A 16,672-nucleotide genomic window follows, 5' to 3' on the forward strand; every position below is an offset into this window, starting at 1 on the left:
ACACCCATGTCCCGACTGCAACTCACCTTCGCCTGCGGCGACTACGACCGCACCCGCGCCCTGGAAGAGGGCACAATCCGACCCGACGGCATCGAGCTGACGTATCTGCGGCTGCCCGTCGAGGAGACGTTCTTCCGGATGATGCGCCACCAGGAGTTCGAGGTGGCGGAGATGTCCCTGTCCTCGTACGTCCTGTCGCTGCGCGACGATCCCTCGCCCTTCGTGGCCCTGCCCGTATACACCTCGCGGATGTTCCGCCACGGCTCGCTGTACTGCCACGCCGACTCCGGCATCAACACCCCCGAGGACCTGCGGGGCAAGCGGATCGGCACCCCCGAGTACCAGCTGACCGCCTGCGTGTGGATGCGCGGCATCCTCGCCGACCGCCACAACGTGCCCTTCGACTCCGTCAGTTACCTCACCGGCGGCCAGGAGACCCCGGGACGCATCGAGAAGGCGGGCGTCGACCTGCCGGACTCGCTGCGCATCAGCCGCATCCCCGAGGACCGCACGCTCGCGCAGATGCTCGCCGAGGGCGAGATCGACGCCCTGTGCACCCCCCGCGTGCCGAGCCCCTTCACCGCGGGGGACCCGCGCGTGCGGCGGGTGTTCCCGGACGTCGTCGCCGCGGAGAAGGAGTACTACACGGCGACCGGCATCTTCCCGGTCATGCACGTCGTGGTGATCCGCCGGGACGTCTACGACCGGCACCGCTGGGTCGCGCAGTCCCTGTACAAGGCGCTGCTGGCCGCCAAGAACGCCGCCTACGACAACCTCTACGACACCTCGGCCCTGCGGTTCATGCTGCCCTGGCTGACACCGCAGCTGGAGGAGGCCCGGGAGCTGATGGGCCGGGACTACTGGTCCTACGGGGTCGAGGGCAACCGCGAGACCCTCGCGACCTTCCTGCGCTACCACCACGAACAGGGACTGTCGGCCCGGAGGTGGGAGCCCGAGGAACTGTTCGCCCCCGAGTCGCTGGAGGCGGCGGTCATCTGACGGGGAAGCGCTTCGACCGGCGGAAGGGGCCCACTGCCCTTCCGCCGGCCGGTGTCTGCGGTGCTTCTTTGTGGTTTCTTCGGTGCTTCCTCAGGCCGAGGTCACGGCGTCGGGGCGGGCCGTCAGCAGGGTCTTGAGCGGCGTTGCGGGATCGGACGCGAGGGCGGCCGGGACGGTCCTGCCGTCCGTGAGGGCTTTGCGGACCGCCATGTAGTCGGCGGGGCTGTTGACCGCGTCCACCGCCAGAAGCTCGCCCCGGCGGTAGTAGAGGAGCGAGAACCGCTCGTCGGCCGGGTCACCCCGGAGGACGTACTCGTCGTAACCGGTCGACAGTCCCGCGATCTGCAGTTTGAGATCGCCCTGGTACGACCAGAACCAGGGCACCGTCCGCGCCGGCTCGGGCCTGCCGAGCAGCGTGGCGGCGGCGGTCGTCGCCTGCGCCACGGCGTTCTGCACCGACTCCAGCCGGACCCGGCCCAGCCCGGTCAGGGGGTGCGGCTGGACCGTGCAGTCCCCGGCGGCGGTGATGTGCGGATCGCTCGTACGGGCACAGGCGTCGACGACGATGCCGCCGTCGCACTCCAGCCCCAGCTGCGAGGCGAGTTCGGTGCGGGGCACGACGCCGACCCCGACCAGCACGAGGTCGGCGGGCAGCGCCGAGCCGTCGGTCAGCCGTACCGCGCTCACGCGGCCGTCCGTTCCCTCGAAGCCGGTGACACCGGTGGACAGCAGTACGCGGGTGCCGCGCCGCCGGTGCGCCCGCAGATAGAACTCGGAGACCACGGGCGCGACCGCGCGCGCGATCAGCCGATCGGCCGCCTCGACGACGGTGACCTGCTTGCCGAGCTCGCGGGCCACGGCGGCGGCCTCCAGGCCGATGAACCCGCCACCGACGACCACGACGCGGGAGGCGGAGCCGAGCCGGGTCCGCAACTCGGCGGCGTCGTCGCGGTCCCGCAACGAGCAGATGCCGTCGAGTCCGGCGCCGGGGACGTCGAGCCGCCGGGGTCCGGCTCCGACGGTGAGGGCGAGCCGGTCGAAGGACAGGGTGCGTCCGCCGGAGGTGCTGGCCGTCCCTGAGCCCGGGCGGCCGGAGTCTGCGAGCGTGATCTCGTCGACGCGTTCTCCGCTGACCAGGTCGATGCCCGCGTCGGCGTAGTAGGCGGGCGCACGGAAGGCGAGCGACCCGGCGTCCGCGCGCCCGGCCAGGAACTCCTTGGACAGCGGCGGCCGCTGGTACGGCGGATGGCTCTCCTCGCCCACCAGCACGATCGGCTCCGTGTCTCCCAACTGCCTCAGGGATACGGCTAGTTGGAGACCCGCCTGGCTGGCGCCGACGATGAGCGTTCCGCCCGTCATTGCGTGACCCCTTTCGATCCCCGGTTAATGTCATACCATTATACCAAGGTGAGGGGTGAAAAGAAGTGCGGGCCGGGAACGCCAAGTCCCCGGCCCGCACTCGCCCCTCGTGCCTACCGCCCGGACGGCATCACCGTCACGTCAGCCGCCCGCACCCACTCGACACGGTGGCCGTACTGGATCTCGTAGTAGAGGTCCTTGCCCCGCACCACCTTGTGCGAGTCGGTGGTGAAGGTGACCGCGTAGTAGTACTCGCCCGGCATCACGCCACCGACCACGTACTTCTGGCCCTTCGGCAGCGTGTACGGCAGCGGTGAGACGGACTGGACCGGCACACCCGCCGGATATGCCGACGCCTCCGGATAGGCGCGGCCGTACACCGGGACGCTGTCCACACCCGCCTTGGGAGTCACCACGAAGCCGGCCGCGTCCACCGCGTTCGGGTGCTTCTTCGGGTTCTTGAACCACGCCTTCTGGCCGAGGTACCAGATCGCCGTCCAGTCGCGGTAGTGACCGGCGACCGCGTACTGCTGGCCCGTGGAGACCCGTGAGGACACGTCGTTGACGTCGATCGTGGACGGGGCGGTGCCGTGCGCGCCGACGTCCTTGATCAGGGCGGAGCTCTCGTCGTGGTCGGAGTACAGCCGCACCTCACTGGAGCCGTGCGCCGCGCAGGGCTCGTCCTTGGTGACACAACCGGTGTACTCCGGCTGGTTGGACGCGTAGTTGGGCAGGATCGTCACCAGCCCGCCGCTCTTGCCCCCGGTGCGCTTGAAGGGGTGGCCCAGCAGGTCGAAGTAGTGCCGCCAGTCCCAGTACGGGCCGGGGTCGGTGTGCATCCCCGGGATGGACGAGGTCGTCGGCCCCGGCACGTTCTCATGGCCGAGGATGTGCTGCCGGTCCAGCGGGATGCGGTACTTCGCGGCCAGGTACCTCACCAGCCGCGCCGAGGAGCGGTACATCGCCTCCGTGTACCAGGCGTCCGGGGAGACGAGGAAGCCCTCGTGCTCCAGTCCGATCGAGGAGGCGTTGACGTACCAGTTGCCCGCGTGCCAGGCCACGTCCTTGTTCTTCACATGCTGGGCGATGAGCCCGTCCGTGGAGCGCAGGGTGTAATTCCACGACACGTACGTGGGGTCCTTGATCAGGTTCAGTACGCCGTCCCAGGTGCCCTCGGTGTCATGGATGACGATGTACTTGATGCTCTGCGAGGCCGGGCGGTCGCCCAGGTCGTGGTTGCCGTAGTCGTTGTCCCCGAACTCCGCGTACGGCGCGGGGATCCACTCGCAGGACACCGACTTCGGGCACTCGGTGCCCTCGTCCGAGACCGTGCGCAGACCCGTCTCCTTGATCTGTGCGGTGTCGGGGGCGAGCCCCGGCCGGGCCGCCAGGGCGACCTGCTGCCCCGCGTCCGTGGTGCGCCGCTCGCCGGTGCGGATCACGTCGTACACGTCGTTCGCGTACGCCTCCGCCGTCGCGGTGTCGTCCGCGCCGGAGAAGCGTGCCACCGCGCCGTACCAGTCCGCCGGGTCCGTGCTCAGCGGCTCACCGAGGTCCTTCTGCGCGGCGGCCAGCAGGGCGGCACCGCCCGCGACGTTCGCGGCCGGGTCCGTACGCAGCTTCTCGGCGCTCAGCCCGGTCAGCCCTGCCGCCTTCGGCAGGGTCCGGAGCCGGGCCGGGAGCTGCGAGTTCGCCGGCACCTCGGTGGTCGGGTGCAGGGCGGGCCGGGCCGAGTCCCCGCGGGCGTCCTCCGTACCCTCGCTGTGGTGCGAGGAGGCGGCGAGCGCGGCGCGGGCGTCGGTGAGATGCATCGGGCCGTACCCGCCGGTGACACTCGGCGCACCCTCGTGGGCGTCCCAGCGCGACTGCAGATAGGAGACGCCGAGCAGCACGCTCTGCGGTACGTGGTACTCGGCGGAGGCCGAGGCGAACGCCGACTGGAGCCGGTTCGCGGAGGGCTGGGCGTCGGAGGGGGCCGCGCCGAGCAGCGGCAGCAGCAGAGCCGCGCCGGCGAGAGCTCCCGCGGTTCTGCGGGCGCGTCTGTGGCCGGATGCGGACGTGGGGTCGGGGGCGGATTCTCGCAATGCAGCCTCCAGGGACGGACGAGCGTGGCGGGGCGTGCAGGGGCCGAGCGGTGGGTCTGTGGTACCCGCTGGCAGACGATCCGTCAATCATGCCCAGAGGCGAAAGATTTCCCATGTCAACACGAGGATGGAGGAGTTTCGTGGCGGCGCCGTGCGGGCCTGGGGGGCGTCAGTGGCGTACACCAATGGCCCCGCACAAAGGTTTTTGCATATACAAAAGGCCCGCGGTGCGCACCCCCCCGTGCGCATCGCGGACCTTCGTCCCCGTCAGCGAGTGCCGACCGCCGCGCGTACGGCCCTGCGGGCCAGCTGGCAGTCGTCGTGCAGCCGCCTCAGCAGCAGCCGCTGTTCCTCGCCGGACGGCGCAGCACCCGGGTGGGCCGTGCCCGGTGCCGCCGGGGCCGTGTCGTGCATCGAACGCTGCACGGCCGTCTCGTAGGTGCGGATCTCCCGGGTCAGCACCAGCATCAGGTTCACCAGGAAGGCATCGCGCGAGGCCGGGCCCGCCGACTGCGCGATCTGACTGATCTGACGACGGGCCACCGGTGCGTCCCCGAGCACCGACCACAGCGTCGCCAGGTCGTAACCCGGCAGGTACCAGCCCGCGTGCTCCCAGTCCACCAGCACTGGACCGGCCGGTGAGAGCAGGATGTTCGAGAGCAGTGCGTCGCCGTGGCAGAACTGGCCCATGCCCTGCCGGCCCGAGGTGTGCGCGATGCCGTGCACCAGTTTCTGCAGGTCGCCCATGTCGCGGTCGGTCAGCAGACCCAGTTCGTGGTAGCGGGAGATGCGGGCCGCGTAGTCGAGCGGGGCATCGAAGGTGCCGGCCGGCGGCCGCCAGGCGTTGAGCCGGCAGACCGCGCCGAGCGCCATCCTGATGTCCGCGCGCGGCGGGGCCTCGGCCGGGTGCCGCTGCAGCGCCGCCACCCGTCCCGGCATCCGCTCGATGACCAGTGTGCAGTTGTCCGGGTCCGCCGCGATCAGCCTCGGCACCCGCACGGGCGGGCGGTGCCGGACGAACGAGCGGTACGCCGCTATTTCGTGGCGGATCCGCTCGGTCCAGACGGGGGAGTGGTCCAGTAAGCATTTGGCGACGGCCGTGCTGCGCCCGGTCGTGCCGACCAGGAGCACGGAGCGGCCACTGCGGCGCAGCACCTGCACCGGAGCGAACTCCGGGCAGATCCGGTGCACCGACGCGATGGCCGTACGCAGCTGGGCGCCCTGGGGGCCGGACAAGTCGAGTCTCCCGCTGAGCGGTTGGGTGCCGAGCCCCGGCACGCGCCGCGGCCGGCCCGCGCCGAGCGCGGGGGCCGCCGGACGTGCCCCGGGGTCGAGATACGGGCCGCTGTCCGCCGGGCGGGGGCGCAGCGGCCGGGGCGGTGCGGACACGGAGGACGATGCTGCGTACATGGGCGAAACAGATCCCTTCGTGTGCCTGCGACGACAGTGCGCTACCCGGCCCGGTCCCTTGGGTGCACCCTGGGGGAATGCATCCCGTCCTGCGACAGGCGACCGGGTCGGGGTGGCGCGTTCCTACCTGACACCCGTCGGCCAGTGGCACACCATCTGGCGGACCCTGGCGAACCCTGGCGAATAGTCGCCCGGCAACTTGCAGCGGGCTACTGTCAACTCAGCCGAGAACCTGGGGGCTTGACGTGAGCGGACAACCCAACACCCGCCTGGCGGACCTGTTCGGCCTGGCCGGCTGGTCCAAGGGTGAACTCGCGAGGCTGGTCAACCGGCAGGCGGCGGCCATGGGCCACCCCCAGCTGTCGACCGACACCTCCCGGGTGCGGCGTTGGATCGACATGGGAGAGATCCCGCGCGATCCGGTGCCGCGGGTGCTGGCGGCTCTGTTCACCGAGCGTCTCGGCCGTGTCGTGACCATCGAGGACCTCGGTCTGGTCCGGCACGGGCGTACGGGGAAGCGGCAGGACGCCGGGAGCGCGGAACATCCCGACGGTGTGCCGTGGGCGCCCGAGCGGACAGCGGCGGTCCTCACCGAATTCACGGGAATGGACCTCATGCTCAACCGACGCGGCTTGGTGGGCGCGGGTGTCGCGCTCACCGCAGGATCCGCACTCAGCAGCGCCATGTACGACTGGCTGCACACCGATCCGACCCTCTCCGCCGACGCTCCCGACTACGACAATCCCCTGCACGCCGACCCCGCTGGGTACGACCGCTTCGAGGCCGCCCCCATCGGGTCGCAGGAGATCGAGGAACTGGAGCGCTCGGTCGAGGTCTTCAGGGCCTGGGACGCCGCCCGCGGCGGCGGGCTGCAGCGCAAGGCGGTCGTCGGCCAGCTCAACGAGGTGGGCGGCATGCTCGCCTACCGTCACCCCGACCATCTCCAGCGGCGCCTGTGGGGCGTCGCCGCCAACCTCGCCGTCCTCGCGGGCTGGATGTCGCACGACGTCGGCCTGGAGCCCACGGCCCAGAAGTACTTCGTCATCGCCGCCCATGCGGCCCGTGAGGGCGGCGACCGGCCACGCGCCGGGGAGGCGCTCTCCCGAGCGGCTCGCCAGATGGTGCACCTCGGCCGGCCCGACGACGCACTCGACCTGATGAAGCTCGCCCAGTCGGGTTCCGGCGAAGAGGTGCTGCCGCGCACCAGGGCGATGCTGTACACCATCGAGGCCTGGGCACAGGCCTCCATGGGCAAGGGCCAGGCGATGCGCCGCACGCTCGGCCTGGCGGAGGACCTCTTCGTCTCCGACAGCGGCGACGTGCCGCCGCCGAGCTGGATGCAGATGTTCAAGGAGGAGGACCTCTACGGCATGCAGGCCCTGGCCTACCGCACGCTGGCCGAGCACGAGCCCGGAGCGGCCGTGCACGCCCAGCACTACGCGGAGAAGGCCCTGGCCCTGCGGGTCGACGGACGGCAGCGGTCGAAGATCTTCGACTTCCTGTCCATGGCCTCGGCCTGCTTCATCGCCGACGACCCGGAACAGGCGGACCGCTACGCCCGCCTGGCCCTGATGTCGATGGGAACCAACTCCTCCCACCGCACCTGGGACCGGCTGCGCCAGATGTACCGGCTCACCGCGGAGTACTCCAGCTATCCGAAGATCCACGAATTGCGGGAGGAGATCAAACTGTCGCTGCCCAGGGCGGCGAAGGGCGGCAGCAGCGCACGGGTGTAGGGGGTGCGCTTCACAACACCCTGGCGACGAGTACGCATGCGTCGTCCTCGCGTTCGGCCGCGCCGAACTCCTCCACGACCAACCGCGCGCAGTCCTGTGCGGTCCGGGCTCCGCCGAAGCGGGGGGCCAGGTCGAGGAGACGGTTCACGGTCTGCGTCACCGTGCGCCCGGGCACCAGCCCGTCGGTGTGCAGCAGCAGCAGATCGCCCGGCTCGAGGGTCTCTTCGGCCTGCTCGTAGGAGGCGTTCGAGGTCGCACCGAGCAGCACTCCGCCCGGTGCGCCCAGCCTGCGCCCCGTCCCGCGCCGGAACAGCAGCGGGGCGGGGTGTCCGGCCTGCGCCCAGGTCAGCGTGCGGGTCTCGGGGCGGTAGCGGCAGCAGACGGCGCTGCCGAGGGCGGGTTGCACGGTGGCGTCGAGTAACTGGTTGAGCCAGGACATCAGTTGCCCGGGTTCGGTGCCGGCCATCGCCATGCCGCGTACGGCGCCCAGCAGCGTCGCCATGCCCGAGGTGACGGCGACGCCGTGCCCGGTGAGGTCGCCGACGCTCAGCAGGGTCTGTCCGTCGGGCAGTTCGAGCGCGTCGTACCAGTCGCCGCCGATCAGGTCGCTCGACGTCGACGGCAGATGGCGTGCCGCCAGATCCAGGGTCTCGGGCCCGTCGTGCGGGAGCCGCAGGGTGCCACGCCACGGCGGCAGCACGGCCTCCTGCAGCTCGACCGCGAGCCGGCGCTCGGTCTGCGCGCGGTGCTGGTGCTGCAGCGAGTCACGGGTCTCGCTCACCACCCGTTGGCTGCGGCGCAGTTCGCTGACGTCGCGCAGCACGGCCCACATCGAGGCGGTGCTGCCGTCGGCGGCGAGCACCGGTTCGCCCATCATGTGCACCGAGCGCACCTCGCCGTCCGGGCGCACGATGCGGAACTCGCCGTCGATGGGCTTGGCGTCGACGAGGCAGTCCGTGACCATCGTCGTCAGCTTCGTGCGGTCCTCGTCCATGACCACGGCGGGCAGTTCGTCGAGGCTGAGCGGGGGCGCCGCGGGGTCGCGGCCCAGGATCTGGAACAGCTCGCCGGACCAGCTCGCCTCGTCCGTCAGCAGGTTCCACTCGGCGCTGCCGACCCGGCTGAGCAGCGAGCCGCGCCGGGACGCGGGCGCGCCGGCCCGGGTCTCCGTGGCCTTGGGCGCCGGGGACGGTCCGTCCCGCAGCTGCCCCAAGTGGGCGTCGATGTCGGTGAGTTGGTGCAGCGCGAGGTCGTAGAGCGCGCGCTGCCAGCGTTCCTGGGGGTCCGAGCCGTCGCCGTGTGCGTCCCGCCGGACGGCGTCCACGTCGCCCTTGAGCCGCCGCGTCTGCGATATCAACGCGTCGACCGAGCCGCGTCCTGGCGGCTCGGCGGCTGGGCGATCCGCGGAGAGATGGGACGGCATGGCGCACTCCGAGGCGGGACGGAACGACCGGGGCTGACTGCTCTGGGGGACCGTTACGACTCTTGCACAGCGCGCGACTGCCTGTAAGAGATTTGGCAAGACACGATACGGTGGTGCTTCTGACATATGCCACAGTCCCCATGGAGGGGGCGTGCGGTACGCATGGTGTACGTGCGCCGACCGGCCAAGTCGTAGGCAGCGTACGCGATTCGGGGTGCCGTCGGGGGCATGGGCCGCACGTTCAGTCGCGCGTTCGACGGCTGTCTGTTCTACGGCGGCCCGGGGCCCCGCGGCGCTTCACGTGAGCCGCGTCCAATCCTGATCGCGACGTGATGCAGGTCACAGAAATTGGAAAGCGCTTCCCCGTAATGCGATCGGCATCAGCGGGGTCGTACAAGCATGGACATCACGCTCGAGCAGCCTGCCCGCGGCCGCCTCATCACCGCCGACGAGCAGGAGCTGCCCGCTCCGGTCACCCTGCGCTATGTCTCCACGGACCCGCTGGCCGTCCACCTCGACTTCCCGCCCGAGATCTCCCTCGACGGCGCGGCGGTCACCTGGACGTTCGGCCGCGCCCTGCTGGACGAGGGGCTGCGCGGCCCGGCCGGCGCGGGTGACGTGCACATCTGGCCGTGCGGTCCCACCCAAGCCGTCATGGAACTGCACTCGCCCTACGGCCTGGCCCTGATCCGGTTCGAAACGGCCGAACTGCGGCGGTTCCTGCTGCGCACCTATGCCGCGGTGCCGGCGGGCCAGGAGGACATCGGCGCGGCCGTTGAGCAGAGTCTGGGCTCACTGTTCGGCAGCGTCTGAACCGAAGCCCCCGAGCCGGTACGTCCGGGCCGGGGGCCCCGGATCGTTCAGTAGCGCAGGATGCCCGCGATGCCGGTCGCGTCGCCGAGCATCCCGTCGGGGACGAAGCGCACGTCCGCGCCCGTCTCCAGGCACTGCTCGACGATCTCGTCCACGATGTCCTCGCGCGCGTCGAGTTCGCCGCTGTCGGCGGGCACCAGATGGTCGCCGTGCGTGTCGCGCATGGTGACGCGGTAGTTCTCCTCGACGGCGAGCAGACGTACGCGGCCCTCGCGGGCGCTCTGCCACACCTCGTCGACACCGGCCGCGAACGCCTTGCGGCCACGGGCCGTTTCGAGCTCCCGCGCCACCTCGTCGCTGTTCTCGCGGGCCACGGAGTCGATCACGGGCCGGATCACCTGCCACACGGCGTCCGGGGTGCCGTGCGCGAGACCGCCGTGCGGCACGTGCACCGCCTCCTTGGTCACCCCGCCCACCTCGTCCATCAGCGACAGAGCGGCCGGCTCACCGGTGACGTACAGCGGCCGTGGGGAATCGCGCAGCACCATGCCCATCGCGGCGTCGGCCTCGCGCAGGAAATGGCGGGTGCCCTCGTCGCGGAAGGTGCTCGGCATGTCGCCGATCCGCTCCTGCCGCTCGGCGTCGAAGTTCTGCGGACTCCTGGTCAGCGGGAACCCGCCGGCACCGTCCTCCGCCACCCGGTCCGCACCCCCGTTCCACAGCGTTGCCCGGTCGGCGGAGACCGACAGCACCCAGAACGGCCGCTCGGCGGCCTGCGCGGAGACGAGGTTGCGGGTGAGGAAGGTGTCGGAGAGCACCACGCGCTCCGGGACGGTACGGCCGAGCGACCACACCTGGTGCTCGCCCGGAGCGGCGAAGATCACCAGACCGTCCTCGGCGTGCGCCAGATCCACCTCCGTGAGTGCCTGGTCGAGCTGACGGACCACGTCCAGACGGCGTTCCCGCGTCACTGCGGGATCGGCCTCCAGTTGCTTCTTGGCCTCGGCCACCACATTGCGCAGCCGGACCGGATCCTGGGTGTTCTCGGGCTCTCGACGATGCGTCGGCGTCAGCACGGACACGGCCGGATAGACGCGCGGGCGCCGGAGCTCGGACAGCGTGGACGGACTCAGGTCGTGCTCCATAACAGCACCATAGGTCCGTTTCGCCGATCGGGCATCAGGGGCGGCAGCAGCAGGCATACAGGGCAATTCGCAAGGTCCGGCCCGGCGTCGGCCACCGCCCGGTGCGATCACCGTGACGGTCCCCACCGCGCGACCTGCGCCGCCGTTCCGGACCTCAGTGCTCGTCCTCCTCCGGCCCGCACGAGCTGCCGGTCGGCGGCAGGTTGCCGTAGAGCAGGAACGTGTCGACCTTGCCGTGCACGCACTTGGAGGAGGCGTAACCGGTGTGCCCCTCGCCCTTGTTGTCGAGCACCACGGCCGAGTCGCCGAGCCGCTCGGCCGTCTCCACGGTCCAGCGGTACGGCGTCGCCGGGTCGCCGCGGGTACCGACGAGCAGCATCTTGGGCGTGTGGACGTCCCGTACGTCCTCGCGGATGTAGTCGGTGCCCTTGGGACGGCCGTAGCACATCAGCAGTTCGGTCAGGCGGTAGCGGCCGAAGACCAGTGACGCCTGCTCGTACTCGGTGCGCAGCTTGCCGAGTTCCTTGACGATGGTGGCGGCGGCCGGACGGTCGGGGTCGTCCGCGCAGTTGATCGCCATCAGCGCCGCAGGAAGGTTGTCGAGCGGTACGTCGTTCTCGTCGACCAGCCCGTTGCTGCGGTGCTGCCGCACGGGCAGCCCCGCGCCGCCGCTCGCGAAGCCCATGACGCCGCGGGTGTCGCCGTCCTCCACGAGTTCGGCGATCGCGCGCTCCAGCGAGGGCCACAACTGCTCGCTGTAGAGCGCCTGGCTGATGGCGCCGACGAGATCCTGTCCCGTGAAGTCCTGACCGAAGTCCGTGGGCACCGGGTCCTTGTCGAGGGAGTGGACGAGCTGCACGACCTGCTCACGGGCGTCGCGCGCGTCCTGCCCGAACGGGCACGCGATGTCCTCGGCGCACCAGTCGATGAAGTCGTCGAGCGCCGTCTGCTGTCCCTCGGCGCCCGCGACCCCCTGCTCGGACATCGGCTCGGTGAGCGTGTCCACCCCGTCGAGCACCAACCGGCCGACCTTCTTGGGGAACTGGGCCGCGTACACCGCGCCGAGCCGGGTGCCGTAGGAAAATCCGAGGTAGTTGAGCTTCTTGTCGCCCAGGGCCTTGCGGATCACGTCCAGGTCGCGTGCCGAGTTCACCGTGCCGATGTGGGGGAGCACCGGGCCCGAATGCTTCGCGCACTCGGCGGCCGCCTTCCTCAACTGCTCGAGCACGGCCTGCGGATGGTCGGCCTCGGCGCCCCCGGAGGAGGCGATCGCGTCCTCGGCGGCCCCGTCCCCGCAGCTGACCGGCGAGGACCGGCCGACCCCGCGCGGGTCGAAGGAGACCACGTCGTAGCCGTTGGTCAGGCCCATGAAGTCGTCCCCGCCGGCGGCGAGTTCACTGACGCCCGCGGCGCCGGGGCCGCCGAAGTTCAGCACGACCGAGCCGCGCTTCTTGCCCGTCGCCCGATAGCGGGCGAGCGCCAGGTCGAGCGTGCCGGCCCCGGGCCTGCCGTAGTCGAGGGGGACGGTGACCTTGCCGCACTGCAGGTCCTTGGGCATCTCCTCGCCCTTGCACGTGGACCACTTGACCTGCTGCCCGTAGAACCGCGTCAGGCCGGGGCCGGTGCCGTCCGCGGCCATGGCGGGCAGGCCCGCGCCCACCAGGGCCAGTGCGGTCGCTCCGGTGGCGGCGCAACGTCGGACGACAGCGGGCCGCGTCGACAACTTGGCCAGCATGGATGCCTCCAGGGACGCCTGCCGGGGACCGGGAGCGCGACGTCCTCGATCACGATAAGCGGGCGTCGCGGGGCCCGCCTCCGGACCAGCGGGACCGTGCCGGGTGCCCTACCCTGTGCGCCCCTCCGCGGTCGTACGACAGTTTTGCTGCTAGTTCGATAACCGTGCCGCTCGATGGGGTGAAAGACCGATAAGCCATAACCCGGATGGTTCGCCCGCGTTTTAAACCATGCGGGCAGGTGCCCGCTTCTCCGGCGCGGGGTACGTGCCCGCGACCATGTCTGGAAGGCAGGGAACCTATGAGAAGGGTTACCCGAAACGGTCTGATCGCCGTCGCCGCTGCGTCGGGCGCGATGGCGCTGACGGCGCCGGTGACGGCCTTTGCGGCCGACGGCGCCTCCGCGAACGGTGCCTCGGCCGACTCGCCCGGCGTGATCTCCGGCAACACCGTCCAGCTCCCGGTGGACGTCCCGGTGAACGTGTGCGGGAACACGGTGAACGTGGTGGGGCTGCTCAACCCGGCCGTGGGCAACAGCTGCACCAACAAGAGCACGGGCGATGAGCACGCGACGGACGGCGCCGCCCGCGGCGGCAGTTCGGCCGAGGGAAGCGGAAAGGATTCGCCGGGCGTCGTCTCCGGCAACACCGTCCAGCTGCCGGTTCACCTGCCGGTGAACATCAGCGGGAACAGCGCGAACGTGGTCGGCGTCGGCAACGCGGCCACCGGCAACGAGTCCACCAACGCCTCGGGCCACCACTGCACCGAGCCCACCCCGCAGCACTCCGCCCCGCCCAAGGCGCATCCCCGTCCGGTGACCGCCCAGCACGCAACCCCACCGCGCCCCACGGCCACCCTCGCCCACACCGGCACCGACCGCACCCTGCCCACCGCGGTGGCGGGCGCCGCGCTGGTGCTGGGCGGAGCCGCGCTCCACCGCGGGGTTCGGCGCCGGGTGATGCGCTGATCGCGCGGCTCGCGGCAGCGGTCGTCGAGGGGCCTGTCGGTCGTGATGGCCGGTGGGGTCCTTGGTGGTCGTGGACTGGGCGGGTGTCGGGTTGATGGCCGGGCGGTGTCTGCCGCGGTGGTGGGTGTCGCGCTGGTGTTTGGCGGCGCCCTCGGCCGTGGGGTTCGGCGCCGGGTGATGCGCTGATCGCGCGGCTCGCGGCAGCGGTCGTCGAGGGGCCTGTCGGTCGTGATGGCCGGTGGGGTCCTTGGTGGTCGTGGACTGGGCGGGTGTCGGGTTGATGGCCGGGCGGTGTCTGCCGCGGTGGTGGGTGTCGCGCTGGTGTTTGGCGGCGCCCTCGGCCGTGGGGTTCGGCGCCGGGTGATGCGCTGACCGCGCGGCTCGCGGCAGTGGTCGTCGAGGGGCCTGTCGGTCGTGATGGCTGGCGGGGTCCTAGGTGGTCGTGGACTGGGCGGGTGTCGGGTTGATGGCCGGGCGGTGTCTGCCGCGGTGGTGGGTGTCGCGCTGGTGTTTGGCGGCGCCCTCGGCCGTGGGGTTCGGCGCCGGGTGATGCGCTGACCGTGCGGTTCGCGGCAAGGGTCGTGGAGGGTCCTGTCGGTCGTGATGGCTGGCGGGGTCCTTGGTGGTCGTGGACTGGCCGGGTGTCGGCTTGAAGGCCGTGCGCTGTCCGTCGCGGTGGTGGGTGTCGCGCTGGTGCTGGGCGGCGCCTTCCGCCGTGGGGTTCGGCGCCGGGTGATGCGCTGATCGCGCGGCTCGCGGCAGTGGTCGTCGAGGGGCCTGTCGGTCGTGATGGCCGGCGGGGCCCTTGGTGGTCGTGGACTGGTCGGGTGTCGGGTTGATGGCCGGGCGCTGTCCGTCGCGGTGGCGGGTGCCGCGCTGGTTTTGGGCGGCGCCTTCCGCCGTGGGGTTCGGCGCCGGGTGATGCGCTGATCGCGGTGCCCGCGGCAGTGGTCACGGAGGGTCCTGCCGGTCATCAGGCCCGGCAGGACCCTCCGTGGCCATAACGCTGCCGGGCATCGGCTCAATCCCACCGTGACGCGTTCGTCAAGATCCGCAAGGATGCTGCGGGCGCGGTCGATCACCGCGCGCCGGATTCGCCGTCCCGCCATGGAATGGAGCGCACGCATGACCGCCGCCGCCCTCGAAGACCTCGTCGTGACCCAGGCTGGTCCCGACGACTGGCCGGTCATCGCCGGATGGGCCGCGGACGAAGGCTGGAACCCGGGCGTGGCCGACGGACCGGCCTTCTTCGCGCAGGACCCGGAGGGGTTCTTCCTCGGCCGGATCGACGGGGAGCCGGTGTCGGCGATCTCCGTCGTCAACTACAGCGACGGCTACGCCTTCCTGGGCTGCTATCTAGTACGGCCTGACCTGCGCGGGCGCGGACACGGCCTGACGACGTGGAAGTCCGCGCTGGCCCACGCGGGCACCCGCACCATAGGACTCGACGGGGTGGTGGCCCAGCAGGACAACTACCGCCGCTCCGGCTTCGAACTCGCCCACCGCACCGTCCGGTTCACGGGCGTCGCGTCCGTCACGGACGTACCGGCCGACGTCCACATCCTGCGGCCCGGCGACCACGCCGACGTCACCGCCTACGACGGCGCCTGCTGCCCGGCCGACCGCCCCCGCTTCCTGGCCCACTGGCTCACCGGCCCCGGGCACTACGCCGTCGTCCGCCGCGCACGCGACCGTGTCACCGGCTACGGCGTGCTCCGCCCTGCCCAGGACAGTCTCCGTATCGGCCCGCTCTTCGCCGACACCCCCGAGGACGCGCAGGCGGTGTTCGCGGCCCTCGCCGCCGAGGCAGCCGGTCGGGAGGTCGCCTTGGACGTGCCCGGGACGAATGTGGCAGGCATCGCCCTGGCGGAGCGGGCGGGGCTTCGGCCCTCCTTCGAGACGGCCCGCATGTACACGGGACCGGTCCGGCCGCACGCCCGGGAGCGCGTCTTCGGCGTCACGACGCTGGAACTCGGCTGAGGGTCTGAACTGCGGCGGACGGTAAAGGCGTTGCTCCGGTGGCCCCCGGATGCTGGAGTGAGGCCATGGACCATGAGGCTGTGCTCTCGCTCTTCGACCGTGACATGCGCGAAGGCGCGCAGCCGGACGGTCCCGACGCGCGCGTCGAGCGGATCGGCGGAGTGGTTCGCCAGGTCGCCTCGGCCCGCGGCTGGAACGGGGTCGTGTGGTCCGACCTGGACGAGACCGACGCGGACGCGGCGATCGCCGCGCAGGTCGCGTACTTCTCCGGGCTGGGCCACGAGTTCGAGTGGAAGGTGTACGGGCACGACCGGCCCGCGGACCTGGGGCAGCGGCTCGGGGCCGCCGGCTTCACGCCCGAACCGGAGGAGACGCTGATGATCGCCGAGGTCGCGGAACTCGACCTCGACGCCGAACCGCCCGAGGGCATCCGTCTGCTTCCGGTTACCGACGCGGCGGGCGTGGACCTGGTGGCGGACGTGCACCAGAAGGCCTTCGGCACCGACGGCTCCCGGATGCGCGACCAGTTGCTGGCCCGGCTCACCCGGGAGCCCGACACGGTCGTCGCCACCGTCGCGCTCGCCGGTGACGTGCCGGTGAGCGCCGCGCGCATGGAGTTCGTGCCCGGCACCCGCTTCGCGGGCCTGTGGGGCGGCGGCACCGTGGACGCCTGGCGTGGCCGCGGCATCTACCGCGCCCTGGTCGCCCACCGCGCCCGCACAGCGGCCGACCGCGGTTACCGCTACCTCCAGGTCGACGCCTCCAACCAGAGCCGCCCCATCCTCGAACGGCTCGGCTTCGAACCGCTGACTACGACGACTCCGTGGGTGTATGTGCCGTAGGGGGCGGGTCCCGGGTAGGTCCCGGGTTTGACCGGGGCGCCTGGTTCGTGGCGCCGGCCAGGATGACGGCTGTTGCCAGGCGTACGGCTGTCGCCGGGATGACGTGCTCGTACGGGCGTCGAGTGCTGGGGTGGAGGTGCCGCGTGCGGCGCGGTGTGCTGATCGTCCGCTGGTCGATGGA

General features: G+C 71.4%; 12 protein-coding genes. 6 read left to right on the forward strand and 6 right to left on the reverse strand.

Annotated features, from left to right (window positions below):
* Window positions 1-6: 6 nt before the first annotated feature.
* A complete protein-coding gene (locus tag JYK17_RS05255; protein ID WP_108012784.1) occupies window positions 7-999 on the forward strand; it encodes a substrate-binding domain-containing protein in 993 nt (330 codons plus the stop codon).
* Window positions 1,000-1,089: 90 nt separating this feature from the next.
* On the opposite strand, the gene JYK17_RS05260 is transcribed toward JYK17_RS05255, so the two are convergent.
* The 3 genes from JYK17_RS05260 to JYK17_RS05270 all read right to left on the reverse strand — a co-directional run bounded on the left by JYK17_RS05260 (window position 1,090) and on the right by JYK17_RS05270 (window position 5,852).
* Window positions 1,090-2,358, reverse strand: a complete 1,269-nt coding sequence (locus JYK17_RS05260; protein ID WP_222809871.1) for an NAD(P)/FAD-dependent oxidoreductase — start codon at window positions 2,356-2,358, stop codon at window positions 1,090-1,092.
* Between the two features lie 113 nt (window positions 2,359-2,471).
* The gene (locus JYK17_RS05265) at window positions 2,472-4,442 is read right to left on the reverse strand and encodes an N-acetylmuramoyl-L-alanine amidase (RefSeq protein WP_128804028.1); all 1,971 of its coding nucleotides are present in this window, start codon (window positions 4,440-4,442) and stop codon (window positions 2,472-2,474) included.
* A gap of 267 nt (window positions 4,443-4,709) precedes the next feature.
* Window positions 4,710-5,852: an aminoglycoside phosphotransferase family protein gene (locus JYK17_RS05270; protein WP_108012787.1), complete on the reverse strand. Its 1,143-nt coding sequence runs from the start codon at window positions 5,850-5,852 to the stop codon at window positions 4,710-4,712.
* 245 nt (window positions 5,853-6,097) lie between these two features.
* On the opposite strand from JYK17_RS05270, the gene JYK17_RS05275 reads away from it, so the two are divergent.
* Window positions 6,098-7,588 (forward strand): DNA-binding protein NsdB, encoded by a 1,491-nt coding sequence (locus tag JYK17_RS05275; protein WP_108012788.1) that lies wholly within the window; start codon window positions 6,098-6,100, stop codon window positions 7,586-7,588.
* A 10-nt stretch (window positions 7,589-7,598) separates the two neighbouring features.
* Here JYK17_RS05275 and JYK17_RS05280 read toward each other — a convergent pair whose 3' ends face one another.
* Window positions 7,599-9,011 (reverse strand): PP2C family protein-serine/threonine phosphatase, encoded by a 1,413-nt coding sequence (locus JYK17_RS05280; RefSeq protein WP_222809872.1) that lies wholly within the window; start codon window positions 9,009-9,011, stop codon window positions 7,599-7,601.
* Window positions 9,012-9,410: 399 nt separating this feature from the next.
* On the opposite strand from JYK17_RS05280, the gene JYK17_RS05285 reads away from it, so the two are divergent.
* The gene (locus JYK17_RS05285) at window positions 9,411-9,824 is read left to right on the forward strand and encodes an SsgA family sporulation/cell division regulator (protein WP_128804031.1); all 414 of its coding nucleotides are present in this window, start codon (window positions 9,411-9,413) and stop codon (window positions 9,822-9,824) included.
* A gap of 47 nt (window positions 9,825-9,871) precedes the next feature.
* Here the strand turns inward: JYK17_RS05285 and JYK17_RS05290 are convergent, their stop codons facing one another.
* Both JYK17_RS05290 and JYK17_RS05295 read right to left on the reverse strand, forming a co-directional pair.
* The gene (locus JYK17_RS05290) at window positions 9,872-10,969 is read right to left on the reverse strand and encodes a baeRF3 domain-containing protein (RefSeq protein ID WP_222809873.1); all 1,098 of its coding nucleotides are present in this window, start codon (window positions 10,967-10,969) and stop codon (window positions 9,872-9,874) included.
* A gap of 154 nt (window positions 10,970-11,123) precedes the next feature.
* Complete coding sequence (locus JYK17_RS05295) at window positions 11,124-12,704, reverse strand: alpha/beta hydrolase (RefSeq protein ID WP_222809874.1); 1,581 nt, start codon at window positions 12,702-12,704, stop codon at window positions 11,124-11,126.
* Between the two features lie 299 nt (window positions 12,705-13,003).
* Between JYK17_RS05295 and JYK17_RS05300 the strand changes: the two genes are divergently transcribed.
* The 3 genes from JYK17_RS05300 to JYK17_RS05310 all read left to right on the forward strand — a co-directional run bounded on the left by JYK17_RS05300 (window position 13,004) and on the right by JYK17_RS05310 (window position 16,491).
* Window positions 13,004-13,669, forward strand: coding sequence for a chaplin (locus JYK17_RS05300; protein ID WP_222809875.1), 666 nt, complete (start codon window positions 13,004-13,006; stop codon window positions 13,667-13,669).
* Window positions 13,670-14,794: 1,125 nt separating this feature from the next.
* The gene (locus tag JYK17_RS05305; protein WP_222809876.1) at window positions 14,795-15,649 is read left to right on the forward strand and encodes a GNAT family N-acetyltransferase; all 855 of its coding nucleotides are present in this window, start codon (window positions 14,795-14,797) and stop codon (window positions 15,647-15,649) included.
* A 65-nt stretch (window positions 15,650-15,714) separates the two neighbouring features.
* On the forward strand, window positions 15,715-16,491 hold the full coding sequence (locus JYK17_RS05310; protein ID WP_128804035.1) for a GNAT family N-acetyltransferase: 777 nt from the start codon (window positions 15,715-15,717) through the stop codon (window positions 16,489-16,491).
* The last annotated feature ends 181 nt before the right edge of the window (window positions 16,492-16,672 follow it).

The organism is Streptomyces plumbidurans (genome assembly GCF_019857225.1).
Classification (GTDB): Bacteria; Actinomycetota; Actinomycetes; order Streptomycetales; family Streptomycetaceae; genus Streptomyces; species Streptomyces plumbidurans.

Excerpts from the sequence above, each read along its gene's own strand:
- JYK17_RS05290 (WP_222809873.1), bottom strand. The coding sequence starts at position 10,969 with ATGGAGCACGACCTGAGTCCGTCCACGCTGTCCGAGCTCCGGCGCCCG.
- JYK17_RS05285 (WP_128804031.1), top strand. The coding sequence starts at position 9,411 with ATGGACATCACGCTCGAGCAGCCTGCCCGCGGCCGCCTCATCACCGCC.
- JYK17_RS05260 (WP_222809871.1), bottom strand. The coding sequence starts at position 2,358 with ATGACGGGCGGAACGCTCATCGTCGGCGCCAGCCAGGCGGGTCTCCAA.
- JYK17_RS05255 (WP_108012784.1), top strand. The coding sequence starts at position 7 with ATGTCCCGACTGCAACTCACCTTCGCCTGCGGCGACTACGACCGCACC.
- JYK17_RS05300 (WP_222809875.1), top strand. The coding sequence starts at position 13,004 with ATGAGAAGGGTTACCCGAAACGGTCTGATCGCCGTCGCCGCTGCGTCG.
- JYK17_RS05305 (WP_222809876.1), top strand. The coding sequence starts at position 14,795 with ATGACCGCCGCCGCCCTCGAAGACCTCGTCGTGACCCAGGCTGGTCCC.
- JYK17_RS05295 (WP_222809874.1), bottom strand. The coding sequence starts at position 12,704 with ATGCTGGCCAAGTTGTCGACGCGGCCCGCTGTCGTCCGACGTTGCGCC.
- JYK17_RS05270 (WP_108012787.1), bottom strand. The coding sequence starts at position 5,852 with ATGTACGCAGCATCGTCCTCCGTGTCCGCACCGCCCCGGCCGCTGCGC.
- JYK17_RS05280 (WP_222809872.1), bottom strand. The coding sequence starts at position 9,011 with ATGCCGTCCCATCTCTCCGCGGATCGCCCAGCCGCCGAGCCGCCAGGA.
- JYK17_RS05310 (WP_128804035.1), top strand. The coding sequence starts at position 15,715 with ATGGACCATGAGGCTGTGCTCTCGCTCTTCGACCGTGACATGCGCGAA.